Raw genomic sequence first — 13,076 nt, 5'->3', positions numbered from 1 at the left:
TCGGCTTGAAGCCCCCAGGACGGTTCGCCAGCCGCGATGGCATTCAATCACTTACCGGCAGGCGTGCACGACGCCTTGGCCCCATTGTCCGTCACGCCAGTGACACACTCGGTGCCGATGGCCAAGAATCACCGATCCGATCGACCCTCGGCGAAACCCGTGCCCCGACCGTCGCCGGCCACTGTCCTGGACAGGCTCGCCTCGGGACCGAGCCGGGCGTCGCGCATCACTCATACGGAGCACTTGCCCCCGCGGGAGGGCCGCCATGCCGTCTGGCCTGACCGGATTCGCGCGGAGGTGATCGCCGCCGTCCGGAGAGCGGGCATCGAGCACCCCTGGGCCCACCAGGCACTGGCCGCCGAGCACGCCCTCGACGGCGACTCGGTGGTCGTCGCCACGGGCACCGCGTCCGGGAAATCCCTGGCGTATCTCGTCCCCGTACTCTCCACTCTCCTGGGGGGTTCCGAGGCTCCGAACGGCCGAGGCACCACCACCCTCTACCTCGCCCCCACGAAGGCGCTCGCCGCGGACCAGTGCCGCTCCGTGAAGGAACTTTCACAGCCGCTCGGCACGGCCGTGCGCCCCGCGGTGTACGACGGCGACACGCCGGTCGAGGAACGCGAATGGATCCGCCAGTACGCCAATTACGTCCTGACCAACCCGGACATGCTGCACCGCGGCATCCTGCCTTCCCACCCCCGCTGGTCCTCCTTCCTGAAGGCGCTGAAGTACGTCGTCATCGACGAGTGCCACACCTACCGCGGCGTGTTCGGCTCCCACGTCGCCCAGGTCCTGCGCCGGCTGCGCCGTCTGTGCGCCCGCTACGGCGCCTCCCCGGTCTTCCTGCTCGCCTCGGCCACGGCGGCCGATCCGGCGGTGGCCGCCCGCCGCCTGACCGGCCTCCCCGTCGTGGAGATCGCCGACGACGCCTCCCCGCGCGGTGAACTGGTGTTCGCCCTCTGGGAGCCCCCGCTCACCGAGATGCAGGGCGAGAAGGGCGCCCCCGTTCGGCGTACCGCCACCGCCGAGACCGCCGACCTGCTCACCGACCTCGCCGTCCAGGGCATCCGCACGGTCGCCTTCGTACGGTCCCGGCGCGGCGCCGAGCTGATCTCGGTGATCGCGCAGGAGCGCCTCGCCGAAGTGGACCGCTCGCTGGCCCGGCGTGTCGCGGCCTACCGCGGCGGCTACCTCCCCGAGGAACGGCGCGCCCTGGAGCAGGCCCTCCATTCGGGCGAGCTGCTCGGCCTCGCCGCCACCACCGCTCTGGAGCTCGGCATCGACGTCTCGGGCCTGGACGCGGTCCTGATCGCCGGCTACCCGGGCACGCGCGCGTCCCTGTGGCAGCAGGCCGGCCGGGCGGGTCGCGCCGGCCAGGGCGCCCTCGCCGTCCTCGTCGCCCGCGACGACCCGCTGGACACCTTCCTCGTCCACCATCCGGAGGCCCTGTTCGACCAGCCCGTGGAGTCCACGGTCCTCGACCCCGACAACCCCTACGTCCTCGCCCCGCACCTGTGCGCGGCGGCCGCGGAACTCCCGCTGGTGGAGGAGGACCTGGAACTCTTCGGCCCCGCCGGCGCCGAGCTGCTGCCGCAGCTGGAGGCCGCGAAACTGCTGCGCCGCCGCACCAAGGCCTGGCACTGGACGCGCCGTGAGCGGGCCGCCGACCTCACCGACATCCGCGGGGAGGGCGGCCGGCCGGTGCAGATCGTCGAGACCGGCACGGGCCGGCTGCTCGGCACGGTCGACGCGGGCGCCGCCCACGCGACCGTCCACGAGGGCGCGGTCCATCTCCACCAGGGCCGCACCTACCTCGTCCGCTCCCTCGATCTCGACGACTCGGTCGCCCTGGTCGAGGAGGCCAACCCGCCCTACTCGACGGTCGCCCGCGACACGACCGCCATCTCCGTCCTGGAGACCGACGTCGAAATCCCCTGGGGCGAAGGCCGGTTGTGCTACGGCTCGGTCGAAGTCACCAACCAGGTCGTCTCCTTCCTGCGTCGTCGGCTCATCACGGGTGAGGTCCTCGGCGAGTCGAAACTCGACCTCCCTCCTCGTACGCTGCGCACCCGCGCGGTGTGGTGGACGGTCACCGAGGACCAGCTGGACGCGGCCCGCATCCACCCCGAGATCCTTGGCGGCGCCCTCCACGCCGCCGAGCACGCCTCCATCGGCATGCTGCCCCTCTTCGCGACCTGCGACCGCTGGGACATCGGCGGGGTCTCGGTCCCCCTGCACCCCGACACGCTCCTGCCCACGGTCTTCGTCTACGACGGCCACCCGGGCGGCGCGGGATTCGCGGAGCGCGCCTTCCACACCGCCCGGGCCTGGCTGACCGCCACCCGCCAGGCGATCGCCTCCTGCGAGTGCGACGCCGGCTGCCCGTCCTGCATCCAGTCCCCCAAGTGCGGCAACGGCAACGACCCACTGCACAAGAGGGGCGCGGTACGCCTGCTCACGGAGCTGCTGCGGGGGGCGCCGGACGAGGAGAAGCGGGAGGAGCCGGAGGGGGAGGAGACGGACCTGGAGGCTCCGGCGTCGCCTCCGCGGGGCCCGCTCTCGCCCTGACCTCCGCCGTGAAGGGTCCTCCACCCGAGGCCGCCGTCACGTCCGACACCTCCCCCACGACCGCGCACCGCACCAGCCGCGCCCCCTGCGCCCGGGCCACCCGATCGGCCCGGGCGCAGGCCGCCTCCGCACCGTCCACCCAGTGGTCCGCCGCCGCGAGCGCCGCGAGATCCGCGCCACCGGCGGCCCGATGCCGGACGACCACGGCGTGCCCCAGCGCCAGCACGACGCCGAACACCACGCAGAGCACCGCGATCATCCCCAGGCTCCACACGGTCGCGGACCCCTGGTCCCCTCCCGCACGGATGCCTCGCGCCCTTCTCCCCCAGGCCGGCCGGCCCCTCACGGCCCCACCTCCACGTCCTCGGCCATCGCGACCGCCTCCTCCCGTACCTCGAACGGCAAACCCCGCAGCAACGGCGGCCTCGCCACGACCACCACGTGCACTTCGTCGCCCTCCCGGCCGACCGTCACCCGCGCGCCCTTCGGTGCCGCCGCGCGGGTCAGTCCGACGACCGCGCCGGGCGGATCCTGACGGGCCGCCGCCCGTGCACCGGTCCTGGCCGCGTCCACACACTGGATCTGGGCGGCGATCACCAACAACCCCCACACCAACGCCATCGCGAACGCCACCAGCACCGGCAGCACCACCGCCGACTCCGCCGTCACGAACCCCCCGTCCGAACGCAGCCCGCGCTCAGCCCCCTTCACTGAGCGCTCGCTTCACCATGCCCTGGAGCAGGGCGGCCACCTCCGGACTCGTCACCACCTTGTAGAGGAGCACGGCGAACGCCACCGCCGCGACGATCCCCATCGCGTACTCGGAGGTGACCATGCCCCCATCCCTGCGCACCGTCGACACCCCGCCGCACACCAGGGCACGCAGCCGCGCCCTCACCACACATACCGTCTTGTACATCTCAACCCCCGTACGATTCCGTCCCGTTGAAAGCCGAGTTCGCTCGACTCATGGATGCGACCCACACACACGCCGACTTGCGGCTTCGACCTCTTGATCCGTCCCTGTTCGTCCTCACCCGCTCATCGGCCGCCCCCTCCCAGCGCCCCGCTCGCCAGCCCGATCACCACGGGCAGCACCCCGACCGCGATGAACGCGGGCAGAAAGCACAGCCCCACCGGTGCCGTGACCAATGCGGCCGCCCGGCGCGCGCGTGCCGTCGCCGCACGCACCCGCTCCGCGCGGGCATCGGCGGCGAGGGAGGCGACCGGCCCGGCCGCCGGAAGCCCGGACTCGTCGGCCCGCTCCAGCAGCCGTGCCAACGCCGCCGCGCCCGGCGCCGACGCCAACCCACGCCACGCGGCACCCGGTTCACCACCTAGCCGCACCTCCGCCGCCCCGCGCGCCAGCCCGTCCCCGACGGGACCGCCCAGCGCCTCGCCCACGGCCTGCGCGGCGACGACCGGCCCCGCCCCCGCCGCGATGCAGGCGGCCAGCAGATCGGCGGCCAAGGGGAGTTGACGGGCCGCAGCAGTGGCGATCCGCCCCTCGGCCTCCTTCGCCGCACCGGCCGGCCCCTCCCCCTTCCGGCGCCACCACCACAGCCCCACCGCGCCGGCTGCCCCGGCCATGACCCCGGCGACACCGCCGATCAGCAGCAACCCGATGCCGACCACCCCCACTTCGGGCAACCACCGCCGCACGGCATCCCGAACCACGTGACGCGGCGCCTCACCCACCGTCCCGGCCGCCGTCACCGGCCTCACCGCCAGCAACTCGGCCAGCCGTCGCCGCGCCCGCCGCCGGTGCCGGACGCCGCGCGCCCACCGCACCAACGGCCCGAGAGCCAGCGCGATCCCCATGACCGCCCCCAGCCTGTGGACAACTTCCCCACTCACTTCGCCTCCCGTTTCCCCGTCCTCACGCCGCCTGCCTCAGGCGCCCCTGCCTCAGGAGCCCACGCCCCAAGCACCCCCACCACCCCCGCCGACACCTCACCCCGTCTCGGCCCCCCGCACGATCCGCATCGCCCACCACATCCCCGCGCCCTCCAGGGCACCCCCGGCGACCAGACAGCCCAGCCCCGCCCCGGTGTGCAGCAGGACGTGGAGCGGATCGGCACCGAGGGCCGCGCCCAGCAGAAGCCCCAGAACCGGCAGACCGGCCAGCATCACCGCTGTCGTACGCGGGCCCGCCAACTGCGCTCGCAGATCCGCCCGTTGGTCCCGCTCCGCACGCAACGCCCCTTCGAGACGGCCGAGCCCGTCCGCCAGGCCCGCGCCCTGGTCCACGGCCACGCGCCAGCACGCGGCCAGACCCAGCAACCCCTCGGCCCCCGGCTGCCGCGCGGCGACCGTGAGCGCACCGGGCACGTCTCCACCGAACCGCGCCGCCGCCACGACAGCCGCCTGTGCCGGGCCCAGCCCTCCGGAGTCGCGCGCGGCCCGCAGCAGCGCTTCGCCGGGCTGACGTCCTGCCCGTACCTCCCCGGCGAGCGCCGAGCACAGGGCGATCACCTCGTCCCCTCGCCGCTCCCGCGCCCGCCGCTCCGCACCGGCCCGGCGCACCCGCCGCAGCAGCGGCACCCCGGCCGCCCCCGCGACGACCGGCAGCACCGAGGCCCCCAGCAGGGCCAGCGCCAGCCCGGCGACCAGCGACCACCACTCGGGCCGCCACCGCCGCCGAAACCGCCGCACCTCCTCCCCCCACTGCCGCCACGACGGCGGCCCGACCCCGACCACTCCACCGCCCGCCAGCAGCAACTGCGCGCGCCGGGCCCCGGAATGCCACCCGTTCATCACCCACAGGGCCGCCCCGGCGCACACCGCGGCCGCCACCATCGCCGTGTCCCGCATCCCACTCACCACTCGACTCCCTCCACGTCACATCCCGCCCTCATGCCATCCGCCCGCGCCCGACACACGCGCGTTCCCGCAGCCCATCCCCGCCCTCGTCCTCGCCCCAAGTAGCCGACCCCGACCGTCTGGCCCACACCCCACGCACCCCACACCTCACCCCCACGCCTCGCCCAACACCCCCCGCAACCGCCCCCACCCCGCCTCCTCCACAAAGGCCCCCGCCCCCCACCGCAGCGCCGGCACCGTCCGCACCAGTCCGTCCGCGTCGCGCTCCAGCACCCGCACCTCCGCGATGCGCCGCCTGCCTCTCCGGTCCCGGACGAGATGCAGTACCACCGACAGCGCCGCCGCCAACTGGCTGTGCAGTGCGGCCCGGTCGACCCCCGCCGCCGTGCCCAGCGCCTCCAGGCGGGCCGGTACGTCCGCCGCCGCGTTGGCGTGGACCGTCCCGCAGCCGCCCTCGTGGCCGGTGTTGAGCGCGGCCAGCAGATGGACGACCTCGGCTCCGCGCACCTCGCCGACGACCAGCCGGTCCGGCCGCATCCGCAGCGCCTGCCGCACGAGGTCCTCCAGCGTGACGAGCCCGGCGCCCTCCTGGTTGGCGGGCCGGGTCTCCAGCCGGACCACGTGCGGGTGGTTCGGGCGTAGCTCCGCTGAGTCCTCGGCGAGCACGATCCGCTCCCCCGGCCCGACCAGTCCGAGCAGCGCGCTCAGCAGCGTCGTCTTGCCGCTGCCGGTGCCCCCGCTGACCAGGAAGGACAACCGCGCGTCCATGAGCGCCCGCAGTACCCGGTCCCCGCCGGGCGGGACCGTGCCCGCGGCGACCAGTTCGTCGAGGGTGAAGGCCCGGGGCCGTACGACCCGCAGCGACAGGCAGGTGCCGCCGACGGCGACCGGGGGAAGCACCGCGTGCAGCCGGGTTCCGTCGGGCAGGCGGGCGTCCACCCAGGGCCGGGCGTCGTCCAGGCGCCGCCCGGCCACCGCGGCCAGCCGCTGCGCGAGCCGTCGTACGGCCGCCGCGTCCGGGAAGGACACGGAGGTCAGCTCCAGGCCGCCGCCCCGGTCCACCCAGACCCGGTCGGGCGCCGACACGAGCACATCGGTCACCGAGGGGTCCGCGAGCAGGGGTTCCAGCGGCCCGCTGCCGACCAGCTCGGACCGCAACTGCTCGGCCGCTCCGAGCACTTCCGCGTCGCCGAGCACCCGTCCCTGTTCACGCAGGGCCTGCGCCACGCGCGCGGGGGTCGGCTCGGCGCCGCTGCGGGCCAGCCACTGCCGCACCCCGTCGAGCAGGGCCCGCCCCTCGCTCCCCGCCAGTACCCCGCTCATGCGCCACCCGCCTCAACCAACGCCCGCTCCCAGAACCCCTCGCAGAACCCGGCCAGCGGGCCCCGCCCCTCGCTCCCCGCCAGTACCCCGCTCATGCGCCACCCGCCTCAGCCAACGCCCGCTCCCAGAACCCCTTGCAGAACCGGGCCAGCGGGCCCCGTGCGCTCGCCCCGGGTGGTGTCCCGCCGCCGTCCGGGCGCAGCAGGCCCGACTCCACGGGCACCTCGCCGGCCAGCGGAAGGGAGAGCAGCCGCGCCACCTCACGGTCGTCGAGCCCTGGCGCGTACGGCCCCCGTACCGCCACGCGCAGGTCCCGCAGGACCATGCCGACCGCGGAGGCGACCCGGCCGGCCGCCGCGACCGCGCGCAGCTCGGCGGGGACCACGAGGAGTCCGACGTCGAGCTGGGCGAGGACCTCGGCGACGCCGTCGTCGACGCGGCGCGGCAGGTCGACGACGACCGTGCCGCCGCGCCGGCGGGCGGCGGCGAGGACCGCGCGGACGGCCTGGGACGGGATGGCGACGCAGTCGCCGCGGTCCCAGCTGAGCACCCGCAGCGAGTGCAGCTCGGGCAGCGACTCCTCCAGCGCGCCGCCGCCGACGCGCCCGCGCGAGGCGGCGAACGCCGGCCAGCGCAGGCCCTCGGCGGTCTCCCCGCCCAGGAGTACGTCGAGTCCGCCACCGAGGGGATCGGCGTCCACCAGAAGGGTGCGCAGTCCCTCACGCGCGGAGGTGACGGCGAGGGCGCACGCGAGCGTGGACGCTCCGGCCCCGCCCCGGCCGCCGATGACGCCGACGGTGAGCGCGGGCCGGCCGACGCCCTCGGCGACGTCGGCGATGCGGTCGACGAGCCACTGCTCGCCGTCGGGCAGCAGCAGGACGTGGTCGGCGCCGATCTCGACGGCCCGGCGCCACACCCCGGAGTCGTCCTGGTCGCGTCCGACGAGCACCACCCCGCGTCGGCGCAGGGTGCCGCGCACGCGTCGGGCGGCGTCGTCGCCGACCAGGACGAGCGGCGCGGAATCCCAGCCGCCCCTTCCTTCCGGAAGGGAGTGATGGACCTCCGGTGTGGCTCCCGCGGCGGCGCACAGCCGCAGGAGGTCGTCGAGGAGTTCGGCGTCCTCTGTGACGATCAGCGGCCCGCTCTGCCGTCCCGAGGCGGCGGGCGGCGGGTCGTGTGTGACGGCTCCGGCCACGGTTTTCATCCCCCTTCGCTGCGGGTCGCCGGGCCCCTGTGGCCCCGCGATTCCCAAACGTGTGAAGAACCGGCAAGCGGTCTCCATATGAACGGCCGGCGGGAACACCCGAAGGAAACCGGCCGGGCGCGCCCGGCAAACGGAACGAGTCATGAACTCGGCCCGAGCGGAGGCGCCGGAATCACGGTGCAACGAAGCTCGAAATCGTGTGGATCTTGGTCGATATCTGTGGACGAGTCAGGGCTTGTGAATATCGCCGTCACCCAAACCGGTGAGTCCCGCACCACCTCGTGTGCGACTTCCGCAGAGCAGTCCGATGACTACGCACCGTGACGACCCCGGGGCATGCGGAAGGGACGGCCTCGGCCGCCTCGACACGGCGGTCCAGCCGTGGACAGAAGGGAAAACCCGCCCGGACATGCGACGACCCCCGCCGGGGGGGAGAGCGGGGGTCGTCTCCACGGCCGACTCGGGGGGGGGAGGAGTCGGACCGGGTTAGCACGGTCGCGAACGATCCGTGACTTCCATGGTGTACCCGAGAGCCCTCTCAGGCAAACCCACGCGCCCACCTTACGCCGAATGGGCTGCCCCTATGCTCAAGGGCGTGGAAAACCACTCCTTGCCCCGCACAGCCGCCTTCTTTGACCTGGACAAGACGGTCATTGCGAAGTCGAGCACGCTCACCTTCAGCAAGTCCTTCTACCAAGGCGGGCTGATCAACCGCAGGGCCGCCTTGCGCACCGCGTACGCCCAGTTCGTCTTCCTCGTGGGCGGTATGGACCACGACCAGATGGAACGGACCCGGGAGTACCTCTCCGGGATGGTGCGCGGCTGGAACGTCCGACAGGTGAAGGAAATCGTCGCCGAGACCCTTCACGACCTGATCGATCCGATCATCTACGACGAGGCCGCCTCCCTCATCGAGGAGCACCACACCGCCGGCCGCGACGTCGTGATCGTGTCCACGTCCGGCGCCGAGGTCGTGGAGCCGATCGGCGAACTGCTCGGCGCCGACCGGGTCGTGGCCACCCGCATGGTGGTGGGCGACGACGGCTGCTACACCGGCGACGTGGAGTACTACGCCTACGGCCCGACGAAAGCGGAAGCGATCAAGGAGCTGGCGGAGTCGGAGGGCTACGACCTCTCCCGCTGCTACGCCTACAGCGACTCGGCCACCGATGTGCCCATGCTGGAGGCGGTGGGCCATCCGCACGCCGTGAACCCGGACCGCGCGCTGCGCCGCGAGGCCCTCGCGCGCGGGTGGCCGATTCTCGACTTCCACCGACCGGTGCGGCTCAAGCAGCGCGTCCGCGGTTTCTCCGTGCCGCCCCGCCCGGCGCTCGTCGCGGCCGCGGCCATAGGAGCGGCGGCGGCCACGGCGGGCATCGTCTGGTACACGACCCGGCGACGCGCCCGTTTGGCACCCCTTTGAGAGTGAAAGTAAAGAACGGCAGGTAGGGCTTCCGCTTGTCCGGATCCTGCGTTACAAAGGATTCAACGGCCCGCGAGACCAAGGACATCCGAGAGGATCACCTTCTAACGCATTTGGCCCCACGGACCGCGCATGGACACCGGGCACCCACGCGACGTCGACCCGTCGATTACGGGCCAGCCGCACCAGGTGACGGGCAAAGATCCCGACCTGATGGGCAGATATCGAGGACGCTTGGTACCCCGGTGGACATGCCAGCGGCGGTACGAGGATTCGTACCGCCGCAACCAAACGCCTCCCTCCGGGGAGGCGTTTCGTCGTTATGCCGCGCCGCGCTGCAGTGCCTCGCACACGGCCGTGGACTCACGCGCGCCCAGCTCGACCGCGCGGCCGCAGTGGGCGATCCAGGCCGCCATGCCCTCCGGGGTGCCGGAGACATAGCCGTCGAGGGCCGCCAGATAGGCGGCGCGCCCCAGCTCGGCGTGGCCCACCTCGGCCGGGCAGACCGACTTGGGGTCCAGACCGCTGCCGATCAGCACGACGCGCTCGGCCGCGCGCGCGACCAGGCCGTTGTGCGAGGTGAAGGGCCGCAGCGCGAGCAGCTCGCCGTGCACCACGGCCGCGGTGACCAGGGCGGGCGCGGAACTGCCCGTCACGATCAGCTCGGCCAGGCCCTCCAGCCGCCCGGACACCTCGGCCGCGCCCGGCAGCGGCAGCTCGATCAGGGGCTCGTCGACGCTCTCGCCGGCCTGACGAGGACGCCCGACCTGCTCGCCCTGGTCGGCGCCCGCCACCAGGTGCAGCCGGGCCAGCACGCGCAGCGGGGACTGCCGCCAGATGGACAGCAGCTGGCCCGCCTCGGCCGACAGCCGCAGGGCGGCGCCCATCACGCGTGCCTCGTCGTCGGCACCGAAGTCGGTGCGCCGGCGCACCTCTTCCAGGGCCCAGTCCGCACCGGAGAGCGCCGCCGAGCCACGCGCGCCGCGCAGCGCGGCCTCGGAGGTGATCTCGGTACTGCGACGCCGCATGATGCGGTGCCCGTAGACCCGGTCCACGGCCTTGCGGACGGACTCCACGGATTCGGCCACGCCGGGCAGGGAGCCCAGGGCCGCGAGCGGGTCGGCGGTCGCGCCTGTCGTACTCATGAGTACGACCCTACGCATCCGTCGCCCGCGCCCCACTATGGAGTGGTCTTCTTCACGCGTGCGCGACACCGACAGCTATCATCCGACTACGCTTGGTGAACATGAAAATTGCTTTCGTCGGGAAGGGCGGCAGCGGCAAGACCACGCTCTCCTCCCTGTTCATCCGCCACCTCGCGGCCACCGGCGCGCCCGTGATCGCCGTCGACGCGGACATCAACCAGCATCTGGGCGCCGCACTCGGGCTGGACGAGGCGGAGGCCGCCGCGCTGCCCGCCATGGGCGACCGGCTGCCGCTGATCAAGGACTATCTGCGGGGCGCCAACCCGCGCATCGCCTCGGCCGAGACGATGATCAAGACGACCCCGCCCGGCGAGGGCTCCCGCCTGCTGCGCGTGCGCGAGGACAACCCGGTCTACGACGCCTGCGCCCGCCCGGTGGAACTCGACGGCGGCGCCGCCCGTTTGATGGTCACCGGCCCCTTCACCGACGCCGACCTGGGGGTCGCCTGCTACCACTCCAAGACGGGAGCGGTGGAGCTGTGCCTGAACCACCTGGTGGACGGCCGTGACGAGTATGTCGTGGTCGACATGACGGCCGGCTCGGACTCCTTCGCCTCCGGCATGTTCACCCGTTTCGACATCACGTTCCTCGTCGCCGAGCCGACCCGGAAGGGGGTCTCCGTCTACCGCCAGTACAAGGAGTACGCACGCGACTTCGGCGTCGAGCTGAAGGCCGTCGGCAACAAGGTGCAGGGACAGGACGACCTCGACTTCCTGCGCGCCGAGGTCGGGGACGACCTGCTCGTGACGGTCGGGCACTCGGACTGGGTGCGCGCCATGGAGAAGGGCCGCCCGCCCCGGTTCGAGCTCCTGGAGGAGACCAACCACGAGGCCCTGCGCCGTCTGCGCTCGGCCGCCGACGCGACGTACGAGCGGCGCGACTGGGAGCGCTACACCCGCCAGATGGTCCACTTCCATCTGAAGAACGCCGAGTCGTGGGGGAACGAGCGCACGGGGGCCGACCTGGCGGCCCAGGTCGACCCCGCGTTCGTCCTGCGCGAGGGGGCCGTGGCCGCTCCCGCGTGACGGGCCCTACGACCGTGAGGTGATCGCCGGCGCCCCGGGCACCCCCTTCGGGGCCGGGGCGGGGCGGTCCGACAGGAAGGCCTCCCAGCCCTCCTTCGGCGCCTCGCCGACGTCGAGGGTGCGCAGCTTGGCGAGCACCTTCGGGTCCTGGGCGTCCAGCCAGTCGGCCAGCTGGCGGAAGGACACACAGCGCACATCGGGCTTGGTGCAGACGGTCTCGACGACCTCCTCGACGGCGCGCATGTAGGTGCCGCCGTTCCAGGACTCGAAGTGGTTTCCGATGATCAGGGGCGCGCGGTTGCCGTCGTAGGCGCGTTGGAAGCCCTTGAGCAAGCCGTCACGCATCTGGTCGCCCCAGAAGCCGTACTTGGCGGGGTTGCCCTGGGTCCTGGTGCCCGACTGGTTGACCATGAAGTTGTAGTCCATGGTGAGCTGCTCGTAGGAGTGGCCGGGGAAGGGCACGAGCTGCATGGACAGGTCCCACAGCCCTTCCCTCTTGCGGGGCCAGACCTGGTTGTCGACGCCGCTGGTGTCATAGCGGAAGCCCAGCTCGCTCGCGGCCTTCATGAAGTTCCGCTGACCCTCCAGGCAGGGGGTGCGGGCGCCGATGAGCTCCTTGTCGTAGTCGAAGGGCAAGGGGGCCGCGTTCGTCATCCCGGTGTTGGTCTTCCAGGTCTTGACGAACTGCTTGGCCTGGGCGATCTCGTCCTTCCACTCCTCGACGGACCACTGGCCGACACCGCCGTTCCTGCCGCAGAAGTGGCCGTTGAAGTGGGTGCCGATCTCGTTGCCCTCCAGCCACGCCAGACGCAGCTGCTTGACGGTGTCGGCGATGCCCTGCTGGTCGTTGAAGCCGATGTCGGAGCGGCCCGGTGAGTGCTGCGGCGGCTTGTACAGGTCACGCTTGTCCTCCGGCAGCATGTACACGCCGCTGAGGAAGTACGTCATGGTCGCGTTGTTCGCCTTGGAGACCTCGCGGAAGTGGGAGAACAGCTTCTGGCTGTCCTCGCCGGCGCCGTCCCAGGAGAACACCACGAACTGCGGGGGCTTCTGGCCGGGCCCGAGCCGCTCGGGCCGCGGCAGGTGCGGCTGGGCTCCGGTGTACGCGGTGGACCCGTCGCCGATCAGCCGGAACACGCTCCTGGGCGCGGGGGCGGCCTTCGCCCTCTGCGGTCCGGAGGCCCCGTGCCGGTCCGGTTCGGTGCCGGTCGCGCAACCGGCGAGCGATGCGGCGCAGACCGCGGCCAGCACGGTGCCCGCGGCGATCCTGGGGGTGGCGGCCATGTTCGGCCCACCTTCTTCCTTCTCTCGGGTGCCGACAGCGCCGCCAAGGTCGCATGGAGCCGAGAAGGAATTAATACGACAAGCCGATGAAATGCCCACTTCACCCCACTGGGTGAATTACTGCCCCATTTGCCACAAAATTCCATGCCCGGCCTTTACTCTGCATTACGATCCATTTACCGAGCGTTGATTCATCCCGCCGCTGCACGCCGTGACCCACG

12 protein-coding genes are annotated in these 13,076 nt (G+C 72.8%); 3 read left to right on the top strand and 9 right to left on the bottom strand.

What is annotated here, in order from left to right; translation table 11 throughout:
- Positions 1-36 precede the first annotated feature (36 nt).
- The gene (locus ACZ5NW_RS15790; protein WP_468744374.1) at positions 37-2,568 is read left to right on the top strand and encodes a DEAD/DEAH box helicase; all 2,532 of its coding nucleotides are present in this window, start codon (positions 37-39) and stop codon (positions 2,566-2,568) included.
- Here ACZ5NW_RS15790 and ACZ5NW_RS15785 read toward each other — a convergent pair.
- The 7 genes from ACZ5NW_RS15785 to ssd form a co-directional block, all read right to left on the bottom strand.
- Entirely contained in the window at positions 2,456-2,875 is a 420-nt protein-coding gene (locus ACZ5NW_RS15785; protein ID WP_468744502.1) for an Rv3654c family TadE-like protein, read from the bottom strand. The two genes, ACZ5NW_RS15790 and ACZ5NW_RS15785, sit on opposite strands and share 113 nt — an antisense overlap.
- Positions 2,876-2,910: 35 nt before the next feature.
- Positions 2,911-3,237: a TadE family type IV pilus minor pilin gene (locus ACZ5NW_RS15780; protein WP_468744373.1), complete on the bottom strand. Its 327-nt coding sequence runs from the start codon at positions 3,235-3,237 to the stop codon at positions 2,911-2,913.
- Positions 3,238-3,265: 28 nt separating this feature from the next.
- A complete protein-coding gene (locus ACZ5NW_RS15775) occupies positions 3,266-3,487 on the bottom strand; it encodes a DUF4244 domain-containing protein (RefSeq protein WP_468744372.1) in 222 nt (73 codons plus the stop codon).
- Positions 3,488-3,609: 122 nt separating this feature from the next.
- On the bottom strand, positions 3,610-4,425 hold the full coding sequence (locus ACZ5NW_RS15770) for a type II secretion system F family protein (protein ID WP_468744371.1): 816 nt from the start codon (positions 4,423-4,425) through the stop codon (positions 3,610-3,612).
- Between the two features lie 96 nt (positions 4,426-4,521).
- Positions 4,522-5,382, bottom strand: a complete 861-nt coding sequence (locus ACZ5NW_RS15765; protein WP_468744501.1) for a type II secretion system F family protein — start codon at positions 5,380-5,382, stop codon at positions 4,522-4,524.
- 156 nt (positions 5,383-5,538) lie between these two features.
- Positions 5,539-6,714 carry a TadA family conjugal transfer-associated ATPase gene (locus ACZ5NW_RS15760; RefSeq protein ID WP_468744370.1) on the bottom strand — a complete coding sequence of 392 codons (1,176 nt, stop codon included), beginning with the start codon at positions 6,712-6,714 and terminating at the stop codon, positions 5,539-5,541.
- Positions 6,715-6,805: 91 nt separating this feature from the next.
- Positions 6,806-7,909: a septum site-determining protein Ssd gene (gene ssd, locus ACZ5NW_RS15755; protein WP_468744369.1), complete on the bottom strand. Its 1,104-nt coding sequence runs from the start codon at positions 7,907-7,909 to the stop codon at positions 6,806-6,808.
- Positions 7,910-8,501: 592 nt separating this feature from the next.
- Between ssd and ACZ5NW_RS15750 the strand changes: the two genes are divergently transcribed.
- Positions 8,502-9,341, top strand: coding sequence for an HAD family hydrolase (locus tag ACZ5NW_RS15750; RefSeq protein WP_468744368.1), 840 nt, complete (start codon positions 8,502-8,504; stop codon positions 9,339-9,341).
- Positions 9,342-9,661: 320 nt separating this feature from the next.
- Here the strand turns inward: ACZ5NW_RS15750 and ACZ5NW_RS15745 are convergent, their stop codons facing one another.
- Positions 9,662-10,486, bottom strand: coding sequence for a Fic family protein (locus tag ACZ5NW_RS15745; protein WP_468744367.1), 825 nt, complete (start codon positions 10,484-10,486; stop codon positions 9,662-9,664).
- 101 nt (positions 10,487-10,587) lie between these two features.
- Between ACZ5NW_RS15745 and ACZ5NW_RS15740 the strand changes: the two genes are divergently transcribed.
- Entirely contained in the window at positions 10,588-11,571 is a 984-nt protein-coding gene (locus ACZ5NW_RS15740; RefSeq protein WP_468744366.1) for an ATP-binding protein, read from the top strand.
- Between the two features lie 6 nt (positions 11,572-11,577).
- On the opposite strand, the gene ACZ5NW_RS15735 is transcribed toward ACZ5NW_RS15740, so the two are convergent.
- On the bottom strand, positions 11,578-12,855 hold the full coding sequence (locus ACZ5NW_RS15735) for a polysaccharide deacetylase family protein (RefSeq protein WP_468744365.1): 1,278 nt from the start codon (positions 12,853-12,855) through the stop codon (positions 11,578-11,580).
- Positions 12,856-13,076 lie beyond the last annotated feature (221 nt).

It is taken from the genome of Streptomyces sp. NPDC032126 (assembly GCF_055580085.1).
The sequence above is the reverse complement of the archived record's forward strand: the minus strand, read 5'-3'. Positions and strand labels throughout refer to the sequence as shown.